Source organism: Hydrogenibacillus sp. N12, from assembly GCF_019645935.1.
In the GTDB taxonomy this organism is placed as follows: domain Bacteria; phylum Bacillota; class Bacilli; order Thermicanales; family DSM-22653; genus Hydrogenibacillus; species Hydrogenibacillus schlegelii.
On the sequence record NZ_CP080953.1, the window covers coordinates 2,398,001 to 2,421,282 of the forward strand.

Genomic DNA, 23,282 nt, shown 5'->3' on the forward strand with positions numbered 1-23,282 from the left:
TCAGGCATGGCTTTACATTCTTTATGCTACAATAGGCTCGTCATCTACAACTTTCCAGAAAGGGGGAAAATGAATTGCGTCGCTCCTCGTTTCCGGCCGTCCTCGCCGCGGCCGCCGTCGTTCTCGCCGCTTCGACCGTGCTCCTTGCCGCCTGCGGCGGGAGCCAGAACACCGCCGGTTCTGAACCGAAGAAGCTCGTCGTCGGCCTCGTCCCGTCGCAGGAGGCAGAAAACCTCGACGCCAAGGCGAAACCCCTCGCCGACCTTCTGTCCGAGAAGCTCGGCGTCCCGGTGGAAGTGTTCGTCGGGAGCGACTACACCGCCGTCATCGAAGGCATGGGCGCCGGGCAGGTGGACATCGGCTTCCTGAACCCGAAGGGCTACGTCACGGCCAAGGAAAAGGGCTATGCCGACGTCCTCTTGAAGGCCGTCCGGAACGGTTCGGACACCTACCGGGGGCAGATCGTCGTCGCCCACGATTCCCCGATCCGGGCGATCGCCGACCTCAAAGGGAAAAAGATCGCCTACGTCGACCCTCAATCGACGTCCGGCTACGTCTACCCGGTTGTCCTCCTGAAGAAAAACGGCATCGACCCGGAGAAGGACGTGACGATGGTCGAAGCCGGCGGCCACGACAAGACGATCCTCGCCCTGCTCCGCGGCGACGTCGACGCCGCCTTCAGCTTCGACGACGCCCGGACGATCGTCCAGAAAGCCGATCCGGCCGTCATGGACAAAACCCGCATCCTCGCCTACACGGACCCGATCCCGAACGACACCGTCTCCGTCCGCACGAGCCTCCCGGCCGAATGGAAGGACAAAATCAAGCAGGCCTTCCTCGACATCGCCCAGGACGAAAAAGGCAAGCAGGTCATCCAGGACATCTACAGCCACGAAGGCTACGCCCCGGCCCAGGACAGCGATTTTGACGTCGTGCGGGAGGCGGACCGGCTGCTGAATCAATGACCGCTGCTTCTCGCCGCCTCGACCGCCGGCCGAACGGTCGGCGGCAGGCGCGTTTTTGGGACGGCGCCGCCTTCCGCCCCGAAGCCGGCAGAACCGACGACGCAAAGGAGCGAATGGCCGTGATCGAATTTCAGAACGTGCGAAAGGTCTACCCGAACGGCACCGTCGGGCTGGACGGGGTGAACCTCACGATCGGCCGCGGCGAATTCGTCGTCATCGTCGGCTTAAGCGGCGCCGGCAAGTCGACCCTGCTCCGGTCGATCAACCGCCTCGTCGACATCACCGAGGGGGACATCCGCATCGACGGCCGCTCGATCGTTCAGGCCGGGCCGAAGGAACTTCGGCGGATGCGCCGGGACATCGGCATGGTCTTCCAGAACTTCAACCTCGTCAAGCGGATGAGCGTTCTCCGGAACGTCCTCGCCGGCCGGGTCGCCTATCACCCGGCCTGGCGGTCGATCCTCGGCCTTTTTCCCGAAGCCGACCTCCGCATCGCCTTCGACGCCCTCCGGCGGGTCGGCCTCGAAGACAAGGCGTACGTCCGGGCGGACCAGCTCTCCGGCGGCCAGCAGCAGCGCGTGTCGATCGCCCGGGCCCTCGCCCAGCAGCCGAAAATCCTCCTGGCGGACGAGCCGGTGGCGAGCTTGGATCCGGTGACGACCGACGTCATCATGAACGACCTCAAGCGGATCAACCGGGAGCTCGGCATCACGACCGTCGTCAACCTCCACTTCGTCGACCTCGCCCGGCGGTTCGCCGACCGCATCATCGGCCTCAAGGCCGGCCGGATCGTCTTCGACGGCCCGGTCGAGGCGGCGACGGACGACGTTTTCGCCGAGATCTACGGACGGGAACTTGCCGCCGCCGGATGGACGCCCGGAGGCGGAACAAAGGCCGAGGGGGCGCCGGCGGCAGGCTGGCGCCCCGCGTCCGGCGCGGGCGCCGAGGCGCCGGCCCAAGCGGCGCCGGCGACGGACCGCAAGCCGGAACCCGGCCCGGGACCCGGCGCGTCGGCCGGCGGACGGCTTGCCGCGGCGCCACCCCCCGCGCCGCCGGCCCCCGGCATGGGGGCGTTCCGCCTTCCCGACGAGGTTCCGGCCGGCGATGCCTCCGTGATGGAGCGCTCCGGCAAAAGGACGGTGCTCCCGTGAAAAGAACGCTCAAGCCGCCGGAAGCGGCCCTTCCCCGGCCGCCCCGGGCCTACAAGCGGTGGGCGTCCGCCCTGCTCTTCGCCGCGGCCCTCGTCGCTTCCGGGTGGCACCTCGGTCTCGACGTTGGCCGGCTCGTCTCCGGGAGCGGCCCCATGATGCGGCTTTTCCGGGCGTTTTTGTCGCCGAACTGGCCGTACATGCTGAAGGTCCTCCCGGCCGTCTTCGAGACGATCCGCATGGCCGTCCTCGGCACGACGCTCGGCGCCCTGATGAGCGTCCCGATCATCTTCACCGCCGCCCGGAACGTCACGCCGAACCGGTTCGTCTACGGCCTTGCCCGGGGCGTGATGAACGTTCTCCGGACGATCCCGGAACTGCTCTTTGCCGCCCTGTTCGTCGCCCTTGTCGGCCTCGGGCCGACCGCCGGCATCCTCGCGATCACGGTGTTCTCCTTCGGCATCATCGCCAAGCTGACGAGCGAGGCCGTCGAGGCGATCGACCCGGGGCCGCTGGAGGCCCTCTGGGCCGGCGGCGCCAGCCGGCCGGTTCTCTTCGGCTACGCCGTCGTGCCGCAGGTGCTTCCGGCGTTCATCTCCTACACGCTGTATACCTTTGAGATCAACGTCCGGGCGGCGACGGTCCTCGGCCTCGTCGGCGCCGGCGGCATCGGCGTTATGCTCAACACCGCCATGAAGCTCCTTCAGTACGACAAGGCGGCGAGCATCATCCTCCTCATCTTCGCCGTCGTCCTCATCATCGAAGCGCTGAGTCAGAGCCTAAGGAGGCGGATCGCATGATCGCCCCGGACCGCCCGCTGCCCCGGGACCCGGCCGCCGGCCGGCGGCGCCGGCGGGCTGCCCTCATCGCCCTGATCCTCATCCTCCTGTACGGCTGGACGCTTCAGGATCTCGACCTCGGCACCCGCGGGATCAAGTCCAGTATCATGTGTAAATTGCCCTCTTCGGCGAATGAAAGGACAGGTCACTCAGGCATTCACAACGTGCAGCATGGCCGGCTCAGTGGATTTCTGTTGTTCCTTCTTCCACTGCCAATACTCATCCATATTCAGGTAGCGGTGCCCAGTGGTCCACGTCTCGTCTATCTCCATGAGTAGCGCTCCAAGCAACCGTATCACGGATTCCCGGTTGGGAAAGATGCGGATGACTCTTTCACGGCGGCGAATCTCCTCGTTGAGTCGTTCCACGCCGTTCGTGGTACGCAAGCGCCGCCGATAGCGATCCGGCAAGACCAGCACGGCCGTGACGTCGTCAAAGCCCTCCTCTAGCACCTTGACGGCCTTGGGTGCCTTCTCAGCGTACTCCTCCACAAATTCATTCATGAGCAGTCGGGCCGTCTTGAGGTCGGGCGCATCAAGAATGGCTCGTACACGCTTGTAGACCTCCTTCTGCAACGCCTTGGGTGTGGCGTCCAAGATATTGCGCATGAAGTGGGTCTGGCACCGTTGCCAGGTGCATCCCTGAAACTCCGTCTGCAGTGCCTTCACCAGCCCGCCATGACTGTCAGACACCACAACGTCAACGCCGCGGAGACCCCGGTTCTTCAGCCAGGCAAAGAACTCCCGCCAGCTGGCCTCCGATTCGCTGTCGCCCAACATCAAGCCAAGAATCTCACGGTACCCTTCTTCGTTGATGCCAACAGCGATCATGGCCGCTCGAGAGCGAACACGCCCTTCCTCCCGAATCCGGAGTACCAAAGCGTCCACCAGCAGGAACGGATAACGATGCTCAGCAAGGCTGCGATTATTCCATCCCTGAACGATGGGATCAAGGCGCTTGCACAGCTCGGAGACCGTGGACTTCGAGAACGTCGTGCCGCACAACTGCTCGGTGACTTTCGCCACGTCCCGGGTGGACACGCCGTTTACCACCATCTCCATCAGGGCGATGATGAACGCTTGTTCGCTGCGCTGGTACCGAGCAAACAGCTCTGTGGAGAACTGGCCATTCCGGACCCTCGGAACCCGCAACACCAGCCGCCCCACACGGGTTGTCAGGGTGCGGGTGACTGTTCCGTTGCGATAGCCTTGGCGTTCTTTCGTGCGCTCGTATGGCGCCGCTTTCAGATGCTCCTGCACTTGCGCTTGGAGGATCTGGTTGACCACACTCTCCACCAGCTTTGCCACGCCTCCATCCCGCTGAAAGAGGCCTTCCAAAATCTCGTCGTCCACGGTAATCTGGTACTGAGCCATCCGGTATCCCTCCTGGTGAAGTGGTTTCTTCTCCGTCTCACATTCTACCAAAGAGGGCCGGATGGCTCATTTTATGTTACCTGGACCATCCGTTTTTACACATGATACCGGACACGACTCACCCGCGGCCTCGCCCAGGGCCTCCTCATGGCGAAAAACATGCTCCTCGGCATGATGCATCCGGAATGGTCGTATGCCGGCGAAGCCTTCCTCCGCCTCCTGGAGAGCATCGAGATGGCCTTCCTCGGCACGGCGGCGGCCGCAATCCTCGCCGTCCCCTTCGCCTTCTGGGCTGCCTCGCGCGGCCGGCGCTTCGATGTCGTGCCGGCGACCGGAAAAGGCGTGCTGTCCGCCATTCGGACGTTTCCCGAGCTCATCCTCGCCATCCTGTTCCTGGTCGCTGTCGGCCCCGGTCCGTTTGCCGGCGTGCTGGCCATCGCCGTCCATTCGATCGGCATGCTCGGCAAGCTCTACGCCGAGGCGGTGGAAAACATCGACCCCGGGCCGGTCGAAGCGCTGGAGGCGGCCGGTGCCGGCCGGCTGGCGGTCTTTTTCTACGCCGTCCTCCCGCAGGTTTTGCCGGAGTTTGCGTCCGTCGCCCTGTACCGGTTTGAGATCAACGTCCGGGCGGCGACCGTCCTCGGCGTCGTCGGCGCCGGCGGCATCGGCACCCCGCTTCTGTTCGCGCTTCAGGCCTATGCGTGGGATCGGGTCGGCATCATCTTGCTTCTCGTCATCGCCAGCGTCATGCTGATCGACGCCGCAAGCGGCCGGCTTCGGGCCCGCCTCGTCTAAAATCTCCTCTTAAAACGAAATAGCGGCGTCTCGCTGAGACGCCGCTCTTCATGCGGTGCCCGGCAGCGTCCTATTCTCCCGAGGGGTCGCCCCCTCAGTACCTTCGGCGCTGGAGTGCTTAACTTCCGAGTTCGGAATGGGATCGGGTGTGGCCACTCCGCCATCGCCACCGGACACCCGGGAATGCTTCCGCATTCCCTCAAAACTAAACAGCACCCAGCCCCGGCTCCTAGAAAGGAGGTGATCCATCCGCACCTTCCGGTACGGATACCTTGTTACGACTTCACCCCAGTCGCCAGGTTCGCCTTCAGCGCTGCCCGCGCCTTCGGGCGCCCCCGACTCCCATGGTGTGACGGGCGGTGTGTACAAGGCCCGGGAACGGATTCACCGCGGCATGCTGATCCGCGATTACTAGCGATTCCGCCTTCATGCAGGCGAGTTGCAGCCTGCAATCCGAACTGAGACCGGCTTTCAGGGATCCGCTCCGCCTCGCGGCTTCGCTTCCCGCTGTACCGGCCATTGTAGCACGTGTGTAGCCCAGGGCATAAGGGGCATGATGATTTGACGTCATCCCCACCTTCCTCCGCCTCGTCGGCGGCAGTCCCCTTAGAGTGCCCGGCTCCACCCGCTGGCAACTAAGGGCAGGGGTTGCGCTCGTTGCGGGACTTAACCCAACATCTCACGACACGAGCTGACGACAACCATGCACCACCTGTCTCCGCCGTCCCTCGCGGGAAAGGCCCATCTCTGAACCCGTCAGCGGGATGTCAAGCCCTGGTAAGGTTCTTCGCGTTGCTTCGAATTAAACCACATGCTCCACCGCTTGTGCGGGCCCCCGTCAATTCCTTTGAGTTTCAGCCTTGCGGCCGTACTCCCCAGGCGGGGTGCTTAATGTGTGAACTCCGGCACGGATGGGTCGCCCCACCCACACCTAGCACCCATCGTTTACAGCGTGGACTACCAGGGTATCTAATCCTGTTCGCTCCCCACGCTTTCGCGCCTCAGCGTCAGTTACAGGCCAGTGCGCTGCCTTCGCCATCGGTGTTCCTCCCGATCTCTACGCATTTCACCGCTACACCGGGAATTCCGCGCACCTCTCCTGCACTCAAGCCCGCCAGTTTCCGCTGCACCCCCACGGTTGAGCCGTGGCCTTTCACAGCAGACTTAACAGGCCGCCTACGCGCCCTTTACGCCCAGTCATTCCGGACAACGCTCGCCCCCTACGTATTACCGCGGCTGCTGGCACGTAGTTAGCCGGGGCTTCCTCGTCGGGTACCGTCAATGCCGCTCACGCAGCCCTTCTTCCCCGACAACAGGGGTTTACAACCCGAAGGCCTTCCTCCCCCACGCGGCGTCGCTCCGTCAGGCTTCCGCCCATTGCGGAAGATTCCCTACTGCTGCCTCCCGTAGGAGTCTGGGCCGTGTCTCAGTCCCAGTGTGGCCGGTCACCCTCTCAGGCCGGCTACGCATCATCGCCTTGGTAGGCCGTTACCCCACCAACCAGCTAATGCGCCGCAGGCCCCTCCTAAAGCGGGTCGCCCCTTTCCTTGCCCCAGCATGCGCCAGGACAATCTATCCGGTATTAGCACCGGTTTCCCGGTGTTATCCCGGTCTTTAGGGCAGGTTGCCTACGTGTTCCTCACCCGTCCGCCGCTAAGAGACAGGCTTCCGCCCAAAAGCTTCCGCCCGCCTCCCCGCTCGACTTGCATGTATTAGGCGCGCCGCCAGCGTTCGTCCTGAGCCAGGATCAAACTCTCCGTAAATCCCCGGCCCAAAGGCCAGGGCCTTCCAATCCCCCCCAGTCCCAACAGACGACCAAGACCGCCGGCTCCACCCGGCTCCTTAAGCCGCCCGCCGGTCCCGGAAAGGCCTTCCTCACAGGGCGGGTGCTGTTTAGTTTTCAAGGAACGCGGTGCTCGCCCGCGCTTGCGATCGCCCACGATCGAACGACCTTGCGTCGAGCGACGCTTACTAATATAGCACGGCGATCACCGCGTGTCAACGGGTTCTTTGGCTGCAAATTTTACCGTGCCAACCAGATGAAGTAGGCGACGAAGACGACCGCAAGCCCGTACAGCACCGGGTGCACCTCCCGCCCCCGCCCCTGAACGATCTTGAGGATCGGGTAGGCGAGAAACCCGGCGGCGATGCCGATGGCGATGCTGAACGTAAACGGCATGAGGGCGACGGTGAGGAACGCCGGCACCGCGACGGCGAGGTCCGACCAGTCGATGTGCCGCAAGTTCCCGGCCATGAGGACGCCGACGACGATGAGGGCCGGCGCCGTCACCTCCGCCGTCACGATCTGAAGAAGCGGCGCAAAAAAGAGGCTGAGGAGAAAGAGCCCCGCCGTCACGACCGACGCGAGCCCCGTGCGGCCGCCGGCGGCCACCCCCGCCGACGACTCGATGTACGACGTCGTCGTCGACGTCCCGAGCCAGGCGCCGACCATCGTGGCGACCGCGTCGGAGATGAGCGCCCGGCCGCCGCCTTCGATCTTGCCGTTTTTCATCAGCCCCGCCTGCTGGGCGATGGCGACGATCGTCCCGGTGGCGTCAAAAAAGTCGACGAAGAAGATCGTGAGGACGATGAAGACGAACGCCGGCGTCGGGTGCAAAAGCGCCGGCCAGTCGAGCTTCGCCAGCGTCGGCGCGATGCTCGGCACGGGCTTCACGATGTCGCCGAGCCCCTTCGGCACCGGGATGAGCCCGGCGAGCATGCCGACGGCCGCCGTCGCGACCATGCCGTAGAAGACCGCCCCGCCGACCCGCCGGACGAGAAGCGCCGCCGTCACCAGAAGCCCGAAGACCGCAAGCAGCGTCCGCGGCTCGTGAATCGTCCCGAGCTTCGGCAGCCCCGCCTCCGGGTCGATGACGACGATGCCGGCGTTTTTGAGGCCGATCAAGGCGATGAAAAGCCCGATGCCGGCGCCGACGGCCATCTTCAGCTCGTGGGGGATCGCCTGGATGATCGTCTCCCGGACTTTCGTCACCGTGAGGAGGAAAAAGAGAAGTCCCGAAGCGAACACCCCCGCCAGCGCCGTCTGCCACGGGATGCCCATGCCGAGGACGACCGTGTAGGCAAAAAAGGCAATGAGTCCCATTCCCGGCGCCTGGGCGATGGGCATGTTGGCGTAGAGCGCCATCACCATCGTCCCGACGAACGCCGCGAGCGCCGTCGCGACGAACACCGCCTCCTTGTCCATCCCGGTCTCGGACAAAACCGCCGGGACGACGAACAGGGCATACGCCATGGCGAGAAACGTCGTCACGCCGGCGACCGCCTCCCGGCGCACGGTCGAGCCGCGCTCCCGAACGCGGAAAAACCGCTCCATGCGCTTTTGCATCGTCTTCCCCTCTCCGTCCGTTCGACCATCCGCGTCGTCCGGCGATCCGCGCCCAGCACCCCGCACGCGGCCGAAGCGCGACGATCGACATCCGGCACCCCGCACGCGGCCGAGGCGCGGCGATCTGCACCCGGCATCCCGAACGCGGCCGAAGCGCGTCGCCCCGCCCCGTTCGACCACCGGCGATGCGGCCGCATCCGGCGCATAAAACGGTATAAAACGCAAAAAAACGGCCGCCGGCGGAGGCGGCCGTGCGCCGGCAAAGCCGCCCCAAGGCGACCCATCGGCGTCCATCATCCGTCCGCCGTGCGTAGCCAGGCAGTTTACGGCTGCCGGTAGAGACGCCTGAGCCGTATTCTCAGGCTTATACGCACGGATGGGAACTCGATTTTAAAAACGGTTTTATTTTACGCCTCGCAGCGTCTCAAGGAAAGGGACACTTTTTGCCTGGCGGCGTGTCGCCCGGCGGACCGCCTTCCAAGCCGTCCGGAACGCCGCCCAGGCCGCCCGGGCCTCCTCCGGCGCCGGGCCGCCGAAGGCGAGGCGCTCGTAGGCGGCGATCGCCCGGGCGAGGGCGGCCGCCGCTTCCGACGGCACCCGCCCGAGAAGCGGCCGAAAGTCGCCGGCCCCGATCCGCGCCGCCTCCGGCGTCCCGGGGGCGATCCACCGCCGGGAAAGCCGCCGGAGCGCCCGCTCGGCCCGGCGCCGGAGTCGAACCGGAAGCGGGTGCCGGAGTCCGAGGCCCGCCCGAAGCGCCAGAGCGAGAAGAAAGACGCCCGTCGCGGCGCCGGCAAGGGCGGCCGCCGGAACGCTTCGGGCGAGGTCCTCGCCGGACGGCGCCGGCGCCGAATCCCCGGATTCGGCCGGCGACGACGGCTTTTCTTCCCGAGCGGAGGACACCTCCGGGGACGGCGCCCGGCCCCGATCGTGGGGAAGAAGCGGCTCCTCGCCGGACGGCGTCGCCGGAGCGAACGCCGCGTCTGCCTCCACCCCCTCCGGCACGCCCCCTCCCTCCGGCGGCGTCGGATCGAACGGCACCCATCCGCTCCCGGGAAGATACGCCTCGACCCAGGCGTGGGCATCCCGGGCCCGAACGACGATCGTCCGGCCGTCGGCGCTCACCTCGCCGGGCCCGAACCCCTTCACCCACCGGGCCGGCACCCCGGCCGCCCGGAGCAGGACGACCATCGACGTCGAGAAATGGTCGCAGTAGCCGGTCTTGAGCGCGAACAAAAATTGATCGACGAAATCGTCGCCCGGCTCGAGGGCCGGCGCGTCGAACGCATAGCGGTATCCGCCCTCTTCCCGAAGATACCTTTCCACCCGCTCGGCGATCTCGACCGGCGTCCCGGCCCCCCGGGCGAGCCTTGCGGCAAGCGACCGCACCCGATCCGGGAGCGTCGTCGGGAGGGCGGTGGTGACCCGGACCATCTCCTCACCGAGCTCCGCCGCCGCCACCGCGGGCCATTCGGACGGAGCGAAGCCGAGCGCCTGAGCCCGGAGCCGGTACGCCTGAAGCAGGACCTCCGTCGGCGGCCGCCGATACGGGACGAATTCCACGACGTACCGGTCCGTCGGCGGCAGGGTGAGCGCTCCGCTCTCCAGATCAAACGTCGCCGGCGCCGGCACTCCGGCCGCCGCTTCCCGGGGAAGGGCAAGGGCGACCGCCCCGTCCGGGTAAACCGCCGCCGTCGCCGGCGTCTCAAGCCGCACTTCCACCCGCCGGAGCCCCTCGCCGGCGCCGGACTCCGGCCCGACCGCCGCGCCGGCCGGACCGACCGGCCGCCCCGGCCCCCGATGGACCGCCATCGCCGGCGCGAGGTCATACCGCCAGAGGCGCGCTGCCCCATCCGCCTCCGCCGACGGCGCCGGGCCCGGAAGGATCGACCGCCCGGCCTCTCCTTTTCCCTCCGCCGGAAGCCAGAGCTGACCGGTATACCGTTCCAAGCTCACAAGCCGCCACCGCACCCGGGGCACGGGAGCGCCGTCGGCGGAACGGACCGCAAAGATCGGCCGGTCGCTCGGTCGAAACGGCCCGCCGAGGGCGGAGAGGCCGCCGCGATACCCGTCGAGCGTCGCCGCCGCACCGCCCGGCGACTTTTTGAGCGACGACAAAAACGGCACCGGATCCGGCCAGGCCGGCGCCGTCTCCGGCGCAAGACTCCCGGCGGCCACCGCCCCGGCGGCAAAAGCCGGGAGGCCGAACGCCCACGCGAGGCCCAGCCCCACCAGCGTTCGGGGGCGCTCCCATCCCCCGCTGGCGTCCGCCGCCCGGCCGAAGGCGCCCCACCCGAGCAAAAGAAGGGCCAAAAAGGCCGCCGGCACGATCGCTTCCCGGCCGTCGTAGGGCCAAAACGTATCCATCACCGCCAGCGCCGCGATCGCCGGGCCGATGACCCGAAGCGGCCGGCGCCGGCGCACCGCCGGCAGGACGAGCCCGAAGACGGCCATGCCGACCGCCACGTCAAAGGCGAGGGTCCGGGCCTCCCGCGACGGCAGGCCCCGCTCGGCGGCCCACCGGGGAACGTCGACCCCGAGCCACGCGCCCACGTCTGCCAGCGACGGCGCGACGATCTCCTGAGCGAGCCCTTGCCAGTGCGCCGGCCGGAACGCGACCGGCCCCCACGGCGCCTGCGACCAGAGGGCGAGGAGGACGAGGCCGACCGCCGGCCAAACCAGCCGACCGGCCGGGGCGCGCCGGGGCTTGAGCCAGGCGAGCGTATGCGCGAGGACGACCGTCCCGTAAAAGTGCCCGAGCGCCTCCGGCGCCGTGTCGCTCACCGCCGGAAGCGCCGCGACGATCAGGCCGAAGAGCGCCGCCGACAGCGCAAAGCCGATCCCTTCGTACAGCCGGACCGCCCGCCGGCCCATTCCGCCCCCTCCTTTCCCGACGCCCCTTCCCCGCTCCGCCGCTTTGTGGAGCCCATTGACCGAGGCGCCGTTTCCCGATCGCTGCTTTAGATCCCCGTCGGTCGGCGGCCGACGGGGATGGTCGCCGTCGCCGCCGAAAGCCGCGGCCCTTCCCCGGGCGGAGGACGGTCGATCGGCCGGACGTCGACGAGGAGCTCCCACATCCGCTCCACCAGGGCCCGATGCCGGGTCGGCGGGATGAAGCGCGGCCCCTCGTCCGTCCACGTCCAGAGCCCCACCGGGACGCCGGCCGAGACCAGCGCTTTCAGCCACGTCGCCGCCAGCGCCACATCCCGCTCAAAGGCCTCCGGCTCCGCCGGACGAAACACGTCGAGGACGACGACCGCGCGGCCCGCCGCCTCCGGCGATCGGTCGGCGACGAGGAGTTCCCCCGCCCGGGCCGACGCTTTCCAGCGGATCCGACTCACCCGGTCCCCCGGCCGGAACGGCCGGAGCTCCGACGGCTCGCCCGTCCCGTCCGTCCAGCGCAGGCGGCGCCTTTCCTTGAGGACGGCCGTCGCCGGAAGCGGCTTCGGCCGGACCTGGATCTCCACCTCCTCCGGGAGGCGCCACCGGCGGTGAACGAAACCGAACAGATCGCCCGCCTCGACGTCGATCGGCCCCAGCCGGTGCCGGCCGCGGGGAAGTTCCCCGAGCGGGACCGTCACCCGCCATCGCCGGCCCAAAAAGAGCCGCACGTCCCGGCGGACGACCGCGCCGTCGAGGCGTTCGGCGACCGCCAGCCAGAAAAGCCCGAGGGGGAGCCGTCCCTCCACCTCCAGCGTCACGAAAAGGAGCGTCCCGGCTTCATGCGGTCCCGGCGGCAGCGTCCGTCGGACGCGGACGCCGGCCCCGATGGCCGCCGCCGACCAGAGCGAAACCCCCGCCGCCGCCGCCAGCGTGACCAGCAAAAAATTGCTCACCCAGCCGCCCTGAAACTGCCGGTAACCGAACAAAGCGGCCGCAAGGCCGATCAGTCGAAGCCAGCCCCCCACCCGCCGTCCCTCCCCCGCCGCTCCGAATCCGGCCGGCCCTGCCGTCCGCCGACACGCATCCGAACCCGTACGACAATGAGCCCGGCCGACCGGCGTCCGAATCCGCCCGACGACGCCGCCCCGCCCACCGGCGACCGACCGCGGCCGGCGGAACCGCCTCCCGGCCTCCGCTCCGGCCGGGCGGCTTATCGGGACGGGAGCCCGGCGAGCTCCCGGATGATCGCTTCCGGCCGCACGCCGTCGTACGCCGCCTCCGGTTCGACGACCACCCGGTGGGCGAGAAGCGGCACCGCCAGCGCAAAGACATCTTCCGGCACGGCGTACGTCCGCCCCCGGACGAAGGCCCGGGCCTGGACGGCGCGGAAGTACGCGATCGACGCCCGAGGGCTGGCGCCGAGGCGAAGGCGCGGATCCCGGCGCGTCCGGGCGACGAGCTCTAAGAGAAGCCGCCGAACCGCCTCGTCCACCCGCACCTCTTCCCGTTCGGCCATCAGCTGAAGCAACCGCTCCCGGTCGAGATGCGGCTCCGGAAGCGGCACCTCGGCCCGACTCCCATACTGCAAAAGAAGCCGTTCCTCTTCTTCCGGATGCGGGTAGCCGAGGGAGAGGCGAAACAAAAAGCGGTCCAGCTGCGCTTCCGGCAGCGGATACGTCCCCTCGTACTCGATCGGGTTTTGCGTCGCCAGGACGAAAAACGGCTGCGGCAGCGCATACGTCTCGCCGTCGACCGTGACCCGTCGCTCCTCCATCGCCTCCAGCAGGGCCGCTTGCGCCTTCGGCGTCGCCCGGTTGATCTCGTCCGCCATGAGGACGTGGGTGAAGATCGGCCCCGGATGAAAGCGAAAGCGGCCCTCTTCCGGCACCGTCGTTCCGAGCACATCGCCCGGGAGCACGTCCGGAGTAAACTGCAGCCGCCGAAAGGGAAGGCCGAGGGCCGAGGCGACCGCCCGCACGAGAAGCGTCTTCCCGACCCCCGGCACGTCTTCCAAAAGCACGTGGCCGCCGGCGAGGAGCGCCACGAGGACCAGTTCCACCCGATCCGCCTTGCCGATGACGACCTCCGAGACGGCGTCGATCACCGCGCCGAGCTCCGGATGTCGCCCGTCGACCGCCTGCCGATCCTGCCGCACGGGATCCGCCTCCTGCACCGCTTTCGCCGCCTCAGGCCGCATTTTCTTTCATTGTACCGGTCTGGCGTGCGGAAAAAAAGGGACAGGCACCGTCGCTGCCCCGCGGCATATCGTGTGAGCGTCACGCCCGGCGCCGCCGAAGCCACCGGCCCGGCCGCCGCCCGGTCCGTGAGAGGCCGGGACGGCCGCCGCCCGGTCCGTGAGAGGCCGGGACGGCCGCCGCCCGTCCGTGATCGGGTCCCCCATGCGACCCGGCCTCGCCCGGCTTTTCGCGGCCGGAACGACCGGTGCCGAAATCCTCCGGCCACATTGCCCAAAGGAGGTGAACGGCTGGTTCGACGGCTTCCCGCCCGAAGGACGCGGAAGGGACGATCCGAACCGGGCGACCGCCATGAAATGGCTCCTCCTCGTCGGTTTCGCCATCTCCTCGAGCGTCGACAACTTCGGCGTCGGCATCACCTACGGCCTCCGGCGCATCCGCATCCCCATCCCCTCGAATGCGCTCATCGCCGCCATCGCCTTTCTCTTCAGCCTCGCCGGCATCCTCTTCGGCCGGTGGATCGCCGACGTGCTCCCGGGGATGCTTCCGGTCTTTCTCGGCTCGTTTCTCCTCGTCGTCATCGGCCTCCGGATCATCCTGCTCGCCGTCCCCCGCGACTGGCCGAAACAGCGCCGCGCCCGCCAGCGGGGAGGCGCCGGGGCGGCCGATCGAGACGCCGAAGCGACGGCCCCCCGACCGAGCGGGTGTCTCACCCGCATCCTGAAGCATCCGGAACAGGTCGACGTCGACCGCTCCCAGACGATCGGCCTCGGCGAATCGATCGTCCTCGGGGCGGCCCTCTCGGCCAACGCCCTCACAAACGGCGTCGGCGCCGGGCTGTTCGGCCTCTCGCCCTTCTGGCTTTCCTTCATCACCGCCATCGGCAGCTTTGTAAGCGTCGCCGGCGGCGTCGCCGTCGGGGAACGCGTAAGCCGCCTCCGGCTCGGCCCGTTTACCGTCGGACAATTCGGCACGCTCTTAAGCGGGGTCATGCTCATCCTCATCGCCCTTTTCGCCCTTTACGACTGACCGCTTTTCGATCGGCCCGACCCCTGCGCCGATCCGAACCTGAACGGGAAGCGCCCCATCGCGCCCTGGCGTGGAACGCGAAAACCGGCCCATGCCGAACGCCAAAACGAGCGCACGCAAAAAAGCGGGAGCCGAAAGGCTCCCGCTTTTTCCGCCGGACCCCTCCGCCGAGGCGACGGATCAGAAGTCGTCCATGCCGCCCATGCCGGGGTTCGCGGCTTTTTCTTTTTCCGGAATCTCGGCGACGGCCGCCTCCGTCGTCAGGAACATCATCGCCACCGACGCCGCGTTCTGGAGCGCCGAGCGGGTGACCTTCGCCGGGTCGACGATGCCCGCCTGGATCATGTCGACCCACTCACCGGTCGCGGCGTTGAAGCCGACGTTCCCGGTCTCCTTCTTCAACCGCTCGACGATGACCGAGCCTTCGAAGCCGGCGTTTTCGGCGATGAGCCGCACCGGCGCCTCGAGGGCCTTGAGGACGATGTTCACCCCGGTCTTCTCGTCCCCTGCCGCCTCGAGCTTCTCCACCGCGGCGATCGCCCGGACGAACGCCGTGCCGCCGCCGGGGACGATGCCCTCTTCGACCGCCGCCCGGGTGGCGTTCAAGGCGTCTTCGATGCGGAGTTTCTTCTCCTTCATCTCCGTCTCGGTCGCCGCGCCGACCTTGATCACCGCGACGCCGCCGGCAAGCTTCGCCAGCCGCTCCTGGAGCTTTTCCTTGTCGAACTCCGACGTCGTCTCTTCGATCTGCTGCTTGATCGCCTTGATGCGGGCCTCGATGTTCTTCTTGTCGCCGGCGCCCTCGACGATCGTCGTCGTCTCCTTCGTGACGATGACCCGCTTGGCCCGGCCGAGCTGGTCGATGCGGGTCGACTTCAGCTCCAGTCCGAGGTCCTCGGTGATGACCTGGCCGCCGGTGAGGATGGCGATGTCCTCCAGCATCGCCTTCCGACGGTCGCCGAAGCCCGGCGCCTTGACGGCCACCGCCGTAAACGTCCCGCGAAGTTTGTTGACGACGAGGGTCGCCAGCGCTTCGCCCTCAACGTCTTCGGCGATGACGAGAAGCGGCCGCCCGTGCTGGACGATCTTTTCGAGGAGCGGCAGGATGTCCTGGATGCTCGAGATCTTCTTGTCGGTGATGAGGATGTACGGATCTTCGAGCTCCGCCTCCATCCGCTCCGTGTTCGTCACCATGTACGGGGAGATGTAGCCGCGGTCAAACTGCATCCCTTCGACGACGTCGAGCTCCGTCTGGAAGCCTTTCGACTCCTCGACGGTGATGACGCCGTCCTGGCCGACCTTCTCCATCGCCTCGGCGATGAGCTTGCCGATCTCTTCGTCGTTCGCCGAGATGGCCGCGACCTGAGCGATGGCGTCCTTCCCTTCGACCGGCTTGGAGATCCGCTTGATCTCCGCCACCGCCGCCTCGACGGCCCGTTCGATCCCCCGGCGGATGATCATCGGGTTCGCGCCGGCGGTGACGTTTTTGATCCCCTCGTGGATGATCGCCTGGGCGAGCACCGTCGCCGTCGTCGTCCCGTCGCCGGCGACGTCGTTCGTCTTCGTCGCCGCCTCCTTGACGATCTGGGCGCCCATGTTTTCAAACGGGTCCTTCAGCTCGATCTCCTTCGCGATCGTCACGCCGTCGTTCGTGATGAGCGGCGAGCCGTATTTCTTCTCCAGGACGACGTTCCGGCCCTTCGGCCCGAGCGTCACCTTCACCGCGTTCGCGAGCGCGTCGACGCCCCGAAGCATCGCCCGACGGGCGTCTTCCGCAAACCGGACTTCTTTGGCGGCCACGATCGATCCCTCCTTCTCCTTCGGTGTCGTCTATGGACAGACCGCTTCGGCCGCGCCCCAAGGCGCCGGCCCCGTATGTGCCCCGCCGTCCGAGACCCGGCCCATCACCGGCCTTCTTCGGCCCGGGCCAACTCCTGCCGGCCGCCGGACGGCGCGCCGGTCGACGCCGTCGACCTTTTCTCCGCTGACCCGCGGCGGATCCGACGGCGAACGCCGACGGGCTCAGTCGATGACGGCGAGAATGTCGGACTCCCGAAGGATGAGGTATTCCTTGTCCTGATACTTCACTTCCGTGCCGGCGTACTTCGAGAAGATGACGCGGTCCCCTTCCTTGACCTCCAGCGGCACCCGCTTGCCGTCTTCCAGCCGGCCGGTGCCGACGGCGATGACCTTGCCCTCCTGCGGCTTTTCCTTGGCCGTATCCGGCAGGACGATGCCGCTCGCGGTCTTCTCCTCCCGCTCGGCGGGTTCGACGATGACGCGGTCGCCCAACGGACGGAGCATCGGCGATCCCTCCTTTGCCACTCGATCTTCGTTCGTCGCGCCCGCGGCGCTCTCCGCGGCCTTGTTAGCACTCAATGGATCCGAGTGCTAACACCACTTCTCATCATAATCATCCGCCCGGCAAAAGGCAAGGGGAGCGGATTTGTCGTTTTTGCATATTCCTGGATGTCGCCGGCCCAACCGATGCCCCCGGCCGGCATAAAAAAAGCGCCGGCATCAGGCGCCGGCGCCGGACGACGGCGGAGATTTTTTCTGGTCGTCGTCGGTGAGTTCCTGGGCCGCCTTTTTAAATTCTTTGAGCGTCGTGCCGAAGGCGCGGCCGATCTCCGGCAGCTTGCTCGGGCCGAAGATGATGAGCGCGAGGATCAGAATGAGGATGAGCCCGGGGATGCCGATGTTTTGAAACACGGCGGATCAGCCCCTTTTGCCGGCGAGAAGCTCCAGCGCCGGCGGAATGAATTCCAGAATCGCGCTCAGGCAGATCTCGGCGGAACGGGGCGCGCCGGGAAGGTTGACGATGAGCGTCCGCTTCCGGGTGCCGATGACGGCCCGGGAAAAAAGCTCGTTCGGCGACACTTGCGACGCCCGGCGGCGCATCTCTTCGGCGAAGCCCGGGATGACCCGGTCGACGATCTGAAGCGTCGCCTCCGGCGTCACGTCCCGGGGACCGAGGCCGGTGCCGCCGGTCGTGACGATGAGGTCCACCCCGTCCCGCTCGATCATGTCGATCATCGTCTCCTTGATCGTCTCGATCTCGTCCGGGACGACCTTGTACGTGACCACCCGGCCGCCGATCCGCTTTTCCAAGAGGTCGGTGATGATGCCGCGGCTTTGGTCTTCCCGCTCCCCGCGGGCGCCGCGGTCGCTGATCCACAAGATGCCGAATCGCCAATCCAAGCCCGATGCCCCCTTGTGTTCCCATCATAACGCAACCGGCGGGGGAACTCAAGGCGAAACCGCTTACCGCCGCCGGCATTCGGTGTTGCTTTGGCTCGGCGTCCCGAGCGGCGAACGGCATCGCTTTGGATCGGCGAAACGGACGGCGTCCGGCGTTTCCTTCGCCCCGCGAAACGGGGGCGATCCGGCGGTTCCGGCGTTTTTTGATCAGCGGAAACTGTACGTCGTCCCGGGGACCGGCTCGTTGTACACCTCCTCAGGACCAAACCCCTCCGCAAAAGCGAACACGTCTTTCGCGTCGAGGGCGACGACGCGCCCTTCGATGCCGACGTCGATCGGGCTGTGCTTTTGCAAAAACCGTTCCACCACCGTGTGCAGGTCGACGTCGAGCACCTTCGGCTCTTTGACCGGCTTCAGGCGGCAGAGCATCTCCGGCGGGTCTCCTTCCCGATCGCAGGCGGCGACGAAGTATGTTTTGTCCCGCTCGAGGGGCTTTCCGCCGATCTCGATCGACTGAACCCGCTTCCCCATCGGCCGGTCGATGAACATTTTCACCTTCATGCCGGAGAAGCGGACGACCCAGCCGCCGACCCGCTTCGGGATGTCGTTCGTAAAGACGTTGTTGAGCTCCCGCTCCATCCACTGCCAGATCATCTCGCCGGTGGCGATGCCGGTCTTGATCGGGGCGTTGACCGGGAGCCAGCTCCAGAGGTCTTCCACCGTGATCGGCCCCGGCGCGACCGGCGGCGCGAAGCGAAAGCCGTTGGAGATGCCGATGTCGGCGCCGGTGGCTTCGCGGATGGCGTCGGTGATGAGGTTGTCGATCGGGTTTTCCAGCACGTTGTAGCGGTAGAGGTACGATTTCGTCTCGCCGATCTTCCGCTCGATGATCGGCCGGTAGGGCTTCCGGACTTCCAGGACGACCTTTTTGACCTCTTCGTCTTCGGGGTAGCGCTCGGCGAGGACGGGGATGAGCTCGTAGCGGTAATCTTTGATCTTCCGGTCTTCGACGAGGACGTCCAGCCGGCCGACGAACGAGCCGAAGGCGCCCGCCTCGGTCACCGGCACGCCGAGGGTGATCGGATCGTACGTCCGCTGGTGCGTGTCGCCGCCGAAGATGAAGTCGATGCCGCTCGCCTCGGGTTTCTGGGCAAACGTCACCTGCTGCGCCAGGCCGAGGTGGGCGAGCATGATGACGATGTCGCATTTGTAACGCGTCCGGACGAGATCGACGAGCCGGGGCGCCGTCTCCTCGGGAAAGCTGAACTGAATGCCTTTATGATACGCCGGCGCCTGGCGGATTTTCGTCAGCGGATCGTTGTAGCCGATAAAGCCGATGCGGACGCCGCCCATCTCGGCGATAAAATAGTTCGGGTAAAGCGGATAGCCGGGATCGAGCCCTTCCTGATCCCAGACCATGTTCGAGCAGATGACGGGGAAGTGGTAGCCGACGGCCAGCTCCACCAGCCGCGCCGGGCCGTAGACGACCTCCCAGTTTCCCGGAAGCGCGAGGTCGTAGCCCATGCGGTTCATGATGTCGATCATCGCCCGGCCGCGGCTCAAGGCGGCGATGGCCGAGCCCTGATAGCAATCGCCGGTGTCGACGATAAAAACGTTTCCCGGGTTTTCCGCCCGGATGAGTTTAAACAGCGTCTTAAGCCGCGCCATGCCGCCGGCCGGTTTGAAGACGTTCTTCCCGTTCACCCGAAACATCTCCGGGTGCGTCAGCACCTGGCCGTGGATGTCCGTCGTGTGGAGAAAGGTGAGCTGGACCACCTTCCGCGGCGGCACCGACCAGTCCTTGGCGTACGCCCGCTCCCCGGCGGCGAGCCCCGTGACGATCGGGTACAGCCCGAGGCCGACGCCGACGGAACCGATGAACTTGAGCACCTCCCGGCGGGTGAGCGTCCGCGCCTCTCCGAGCGCATGAGCGCACCCGCAGGCGTGATCGTGACCGCACCCTTCGGCCCCGACCGGCGGTTCGGCGATCCGGCGCCGTTCTTCCATGGCCATCCCTCCCAGAGTTCGCGTCTTTGGCCTGCAATTTGTTCTTAACATTCTTTTTCGATAAGTAAGACGGTAAGCGCCTTCATCGTTCATCATACCGAACGTGATACGGTATGTCAAGTATGGATAGGGTGAATACTATACATTATTCAAAATACTATACCGGGTATTGTACCTATACGGTCGAATACTGCGCCCGACGAAGCGACCCGGTGCGCCGGTTGCCCGCCCCAACCTTTCACCTGGGCGAGGTTCGGCCCCGCCGTGTCATCCGCCGTCCGCCTCGCCGGACGACTTCTTGAAGCCATCCGCCGGGACTTCCGCCTTTTCTTCCGCAACGTCTTTCCCTACGCTTTTGGCAAGCTCTTCCTTCTTTGCCGGTTTTTCCGCGCCTTCGCTCCCCGCGATCGGCACCGGTCCGTCCGGCAAAAAGAGAAAATCGACCCGAACGTCGTGGGCGGCCGCCGGGAGCCGATCGACGACCTGCCAGGGAAACGCCGGCGCCATCCGGAGCGCCCGCCGGAGTCCGGGCAGCGTCCGGTCGTAAAACCCGCCGCCGTACCCGAGCCGCACGCCGCGGCGATCAAAGGCGAGCCCCGGCACGAGGACGAGGTCGATCGCCGCCCCGTCCACCGCCTCCTCGGGCGGCGGCTCCAAAATGCCGAAGGCGCCCGGGCTCAGGTCGGCGGTGGGCTCGACGCGGTAAAAGCGAAGCGGCCGGCCCCTTCCTTCGACCCGCGGCAGGGCGAGCGTCTTCCCGGCCTCCCAGGCCGCCGTCCAAAGGGGACGGACGTCCACCTCACCGGGAAGCGGCGCGTAGGCGGCGACGACGGCGGCCGCCCGGTACGCCGGGTGGGCCAAAAGATGCGCGACGATCCGCCGGGAAAGGTCGGCCGCGACCTCCGGCGGGACCTTTTGTCCCCGAAAAGCCCGCCGGAGGGCCGCCTTTTCCCGATCGAGCGCACCGTCTGAACCGGCCATGTCGAACCTCCTTCCCCGGTCTTGTCGAGGCGCCTCAAGAACGATCAGGCCGCCCTGACCTAGGCGATCGCCCCTTTCCGACCGTTACGGCGACCGACCCGGCGCCAAGCCGGCGCCGGCCGGGGGCGACGCCTCGTCCGGTCCAGGATCTTCCCCCGCGGCGCCGGCGATCGGATAGACGGCAAACAAAAGCCCGAGCGCCGCCGCGACGACGCCGGAGTCGTTCACGACGGCGTTGACCGCGCTTACCCAGAGGGCGGAAACGGCGCCCCGACGCTCGGCCGCCTCGACGCCCGCCGCCCGCCTGGCCCAAAAGAGCACCAGCGCGGCGGCGACGATGAAGGCGACGAAGAACAGGCGGCCCCACAGCGACGTCCGCATGAGGCGGACGTTCATCGCCCCTTTCCGGACGATCGTCTCCTGAAGCGGCGCCACCCCCTCCGCCGCCACCGCCTCGGCGAGGCGCGAAAGGTGGCTCGGCGTCTCGGCGACGGCATGCCAGGCGAAAAGACCGGCGACGCCCAGAAGAACCGCCCCGGCCCCGACGAAAACCGCCTGCCGGAGGCGCCGAGGCGGAGCCGCCGGCCGAACGCTTTCCGGAAAAAGAACCGGCAGGGCCGCCAGCCACGCCACGGACCCGCCGAAGTTGGCCCCGGCCCAGGGCGCTCCCAAAAAGAGAAGAAGAGCGGCATAGACGGCCGCCCGAACGGGGAGGGCGGGCCGCATCCGGGCGAGGAGGTAGGCCGCTCCCGCGACCACGAGTCCCATCCGCTCGTTGCCGAGACCGTAGAACCGGGCGCCGAGCAAAGGATCGTAGCCGAAGAGGCTGTAGCGGCTCTGGGCGTACCCGCCGAGCTGGTCGAGGGCAAAAAGCCCGAGGAACGCCGCCGCCACGCCGGCGAGCGTCCGGCGGAAACCGAGGCGAAGCCAGAGGCAGGCCAGGGCCAGCGCGACGCCGCCGTAGAGAAGACCGACGACCGCCGGCGGCGGTCCGCCCTCCGGCGGCCGGCCGAGGCCGAGAAGGGGGCCGAACGCCGCATCGGCGAGCGGCACGCCGAGGCTTACGCCGGCGGCCAGGGCGACGAAGCGGCGCCCGAGGCCGGCGCCCCGGGCCGGATGCCGGTTCGCCCGGCGCCCCCGGAGGACGGCGAGCGCTCCGGCGAGCGCGGTGAGGCCGACGGCCGCGTTGACGTAGACGGGCATCACGGCCTGCCGGACGGCGGCGAGGTGTCGGAGGGAAACCTCGATCGCCCGGGCGGCGCCCGCCGCTCCGGGGAGCGCCGCGCCGTCCGGCGCTTTCGGCACGTCGGCGGCGTCCACCGGCCGAATCGGCGCTCCTTCCGCCAGCCGAACCGGCGCCCCTTCCGACGGCTCGCTGCGAAGGCCGAGCCGCTCGGCCCACGTGGGCACAAGGTCGACGGCCGCGACGATCCCGGGCCATCGGGTCGTCGCCGCCGTGAGGAGCGTTCCCGACGGGGTCCGACCCTCGGGTGATCCGCCGGTTCCCGCTGGGGCCCGAACGTCGAGCGCCCCGTCGCGCACCGGGATCGGCCGCCCTTTCGGGGATCCGCCGCGCTCCGACGGCGGCCGCCTCCCCGATGTCGCGCCGGCTTCCGGCGGCGCTCCGTGAGCCGGACGGCGCCTTTCGAAAAGACCGAGGGGGATGCCCCGGCCGCTTTCCCGGGGCGTCGGATGGGCAAGCAAAAAAACGTCGGCCTCCTCCCGGAGCGCCTCCACGACCGCCCGAAGGACGCTCGCCGCCCGTGGGTCCGGCTCGACGCCGCCGGCCAGATCGAACGCCACCCACGCCCAGTCGGCGCCGGCGGCCGCGTCCCGCACCGCCGCCGCCACCGCTTCAGCGCTTTTGCCCCCCTGCAGGCGAAACGGGCGAAGGCCGAGCCCCGCTTCCACCGCCCGGCCGGCGTCCTCCGCCTCAAGGCCGAGGGACGGCGCCTCGACGGTGACCGCCGCGACCGTTCGCCCGGACGCCTGAAGGAGCGCCGGAAACGGCCGCGTTCCGGCCGCGCCGCACGGCGCCTCGGCCGGGAGGCGCACGTCCGCCCGGCGCCCGCAGGCGATCGTCCGGAGGACGTTGACCCGGCTTCGGCTCGACGGCGTGCGGGTCGTCAAAAGCGCCCAGTCCCCCTCGGCGATGAGCGCCCGGAACGCCGCGTCGGCCGCGAGCCGCTCGAGCGCGGCGAAGGAAAGGCCGCCGACGTCGACGACGGCGATTTTGGCGGAGGCTCCGGCCGCCCCTTCCCCTTGGACGTTCGCTTCCGCTTGACCGAACGCCGCAGCACCGCCTCTCGCACCGGACGACGCCGTCACCGCGCCCTTGGCGCCGGACGACGCCGTCACCGCGCCCTTGGCGCCGCACGCCGCCGCGACCACCACCCCGATGGCGACGACGCTTGCCGCCAGGCGGGGGATCCTCCCCCGGCGGCACCCGTCTTCTCTTCCGTCGCGCTGCACCGGATCGCTCCTTTGCGGAACGGAGCGCTCCGTTCCCGCCGCTCCCCGGTT

At 67.8% G+C, this 23,282-nt stretch carries 15 protein-coding genes, 2 rRNA genes, 2 pseudogenes and 1 riboswitch; of the genes and pseudogenes, 5 read left to right on the plus strand and 14 right to left on the minus strand.

Annotated features, from left to right (window positions below; translation table 11 throughout):
- Positions 1-74 precede the first annotated feature (74 nt).
- The 3 genes and pseudogenes from K2M58_RS11285 to phnE (K2M58_RS11295) all read left to right on the plus strand — a co-directional run bounded on the left by K2M58_RS11285 (position 75) and on the right by phnE (K2M58_RS11295) (position 2,913).
- Positions 75-965 carry a phosphate/phosphite/phosphonate ABC transporter substrate-binding protein gene (locus K2M58_RS11285; protein WP_220677623.1) on the plus strand — a complete coding sequence of 297 codons (891 nt, stop codon included), beginning with the start codon at positions 75-77 and terminating at the stop codon, positions 963-965.
- A gap of 119 nt (positions 966-1,084) precedes the next feature.
- Positions 1,085-1,816: pseudogene (phnC, locus tag K2M58_RS11290) on the plus strand (phosphonate ABC transporter ATP-binding protein); the annotation flags it as partial.
- 296 nt (positions 1,817-2,112) lie between these two features.
- On the plus strand, positions 2,113-2,913 hold the full coding sequence (gene phnE, locus K2M58_RS11295; protein ID WP_220677625.1) for a phosphonate ABC transporter, permease protein PhnE: 801 nt from the start codon (positions 2,113-2,115) through the stop codon (positions 2,911-2,913).
- A gap of 188 nt (positions 2,914-3,101) precedes the next feature.
- Here phnE (K2M58_RS11295) and K2M58_RS11300 read toward each other — a convergent pair whose 3' ends face one another.
- Entirely contained in the window at positions 3,102-4,325 is a 1,224-nt protein-coding gene (locus K2M58_RS11300) for an IS256 family transposase (protein ID WP_220676936.1), read from the minus strand.
- Between the two features lie 141 nt (positions 4,326-4,466).
- On the opposite strand from K2M58_RS11300, the pseudogene phnE (K2M58_RS11305) reads away from it, so the two are divergent.
- A pseudogene (gene phnE, locus K2M58_RS11305) lies at positions 4,467-5,120 on the plus strand (phosphonate ABC transporter, permease protein PhnE); the annotation flags it as partial.
- Positions 5,121-5,177: 57 nt separating this feature from the next.
- Here phnE (K2M58_RS11305) and rrf read toward each other — a convergent pair.
- The 6 genes from rrf to K2M58_RS11335 form a co-directional block, all read right to left on the minus strand.
- Positions 5,178-5,294: ribosomal RNA gene (rrf, locus tag K2M58_RS11310) — 5S ribosomal RNA — on the minus strand.
- A 59-nt stretch (positions 5,295-5,353) separates the two neighbouring features.
- Positions 5,354-6,883, minus strand: a 16S ribosomal RNA gene (locus K2M58_RS11315).
- A 260-nt stretch (positions 6,884-7,143) separates the two neighbouring features.
- Positions 7,144-8,454 (minus strand): NCS2 family permease, encoded by a 1,311-nt coding sequence (locus K2M58_RS11320; RefSeq protein WP_220678912.1) that lies wholly within the window; start codon positions 8,452-8,454, stop codon positions 7,144-7,146.
- Positions 8,455-8,757: 303 nt separating this feature from the next.
- Positions 8,758-8,858: riboswitch (purine riboswitch) on the minus strand.
- A 10-nt stretch (positions 8,859-8,868) separates the two neighbouring features.
- A complete protein-coding gene (locus tag K2M58_RS11325; protein ID WP_220677627.1) occupies positions 8,869-11,337 on the minus strand; it encodes a transglutaminase-like domain-containing protein in 2,469 nt (822 codons plus the stop codon).
- Between the two features lie 86 nt (positions 11,338-11,423).
- Positions 11,424-12,371 carry a DUF58 domain-containing protein gene (locus K2M58_RS11330; RefSeq protein WP_220677628.1) on the minus strand — a complete coding sequence of 316 codons (948 nt, stop codon included), beginning with the start codon at positions 12,369-12,371 and terminating at the stop codon, positions 11,424-11,426.
- Between the two features lie 185 nt (positions 12,372-12,556).
- Entirely contained in the window at positions 12,557-13,501 is a 945-nt protein-coding gene (locus tag K2M58_RS11335; RefSeq protein WP_252393474.1) for an AAA family ATPase, read from the minus strand.
- A gap of 322 nt (positions 13,502-13,823) precedes the next feature.
- Here K2M58_RS11335 and ytaF point away from each other — a divergent pair, with 322 nt between their 5' ends.
- Positions 13,824-14,570, plus strand: coding sequence for a sporulation membrane protein YtaF (gene ytaF, locus K2M58_RS11340; RefSeq protein WP_354667517.1), 747 nt, complete (start codon positions 13,824-13,826; stop codon positions 14,568-14,570).
- Between the two features lie 180 nt (positions 14,571-14,750).
- Here ytaF and groL read toward each other — a convergent pair whose 3' ends face one another.
- The 7 genes from groL to K2M58_RS11375 all read right to left on the minus strand — a co-directional run bounded on the left by groL (position 14,751) and on the right by K2M58_RS11375 (position 23,231).
- The gene (gene groL / locus K2M58_RS11345; RefSeq protein ID WP_272999956.1) at positions 14,751-16,370 is read right to left on the minus strand and encodes a chaperonin GroEL; all 1,620 of its coding nucleotides are present in this window, start codon (positions 16,368-16,370) and stop codon (positions 14,751-14,753) included.
- Positions 16,371-16,592: 222 nt separating this feature from the next.
- Entirely contained in the window at positions 16,593-16,874 is a 282-nt protein-coding gene (groES, locus tag K2M58_RS11350; RefSeq protein ID WP_066199228.1) for a co-chaperone GroES, read from the minus strand.
- A gap of 216 nt (positions 16,875-17,090) precedes the next feature.
- Positions 17,091-17,282: a twin-arginine translocase TatA/TatE family subunit gene (tatA, locus tag K2M58_RS11355; RefSeq protein ID WP_066199225.1), complete on the minus strand. Its 192-nt coding sequence runs from the start codon at positions 17,280-17,282 to the stop codon at positions 17,091-17,093.
- A gap of 6 nt (positions 17,283-17,288) precedes the next feature.
- The gene (locus K2M58_RS11360) at positions 17,289-17,771 is read right to left on the minus strand and encodes a MogA/MoaB family molybdenum cofactor biosynthesis protein (protein ID WP_066199220.1); all 483 of its coding nucleotides are present in this window, start codon (positions 17,769-17,771) and stop codon (positions 17,289-17,291) included.
- Positions 17,772-17,978: 207 nt separating this feature from the next.
- Positions 17,979-19,778 carry a bifunctional metallophosphatase/5'-nucleotidase gene (locus K2M58_RS11365; protein ID WP_220677630.1) on the minus strand — a complete coding sequence of 600 codons (1,800 nt, stop codon included), beginning with the start codon at positions 19,776-19,778 and terminating at the stop codon, positions 17,979-17,981.
- Between the two features lie 267 nt (positions 19,779-20,045).
- The gene (locus K2M58_RS11370; RefSeq protein WP_220677631.1) at positions 20,046-20,759 is read right to left on the minus strand and encodes a 5-formyltetrahydrofolate cyclo-ligase; all 714 of its coding nucleotides are present in this window, start codon (positions 20,757-20,759) and stop codon (positions 20,046-20,048) included.
- A gap of 84 nt (positions 20,760-20,843) precedes the next feature.
- Positions 20,844-23,231, minus strand: a complete 2,388-nt coding sequence (locus tag K2M58_RS11375; protein ID WP_220677632.1) for a hypothetical protein — start codon at positions 23,229-23,231, stop codon at positions 20,844-20,846.
- Positions 23,232-23,282 lie beyond the last annotated feature (51 nt).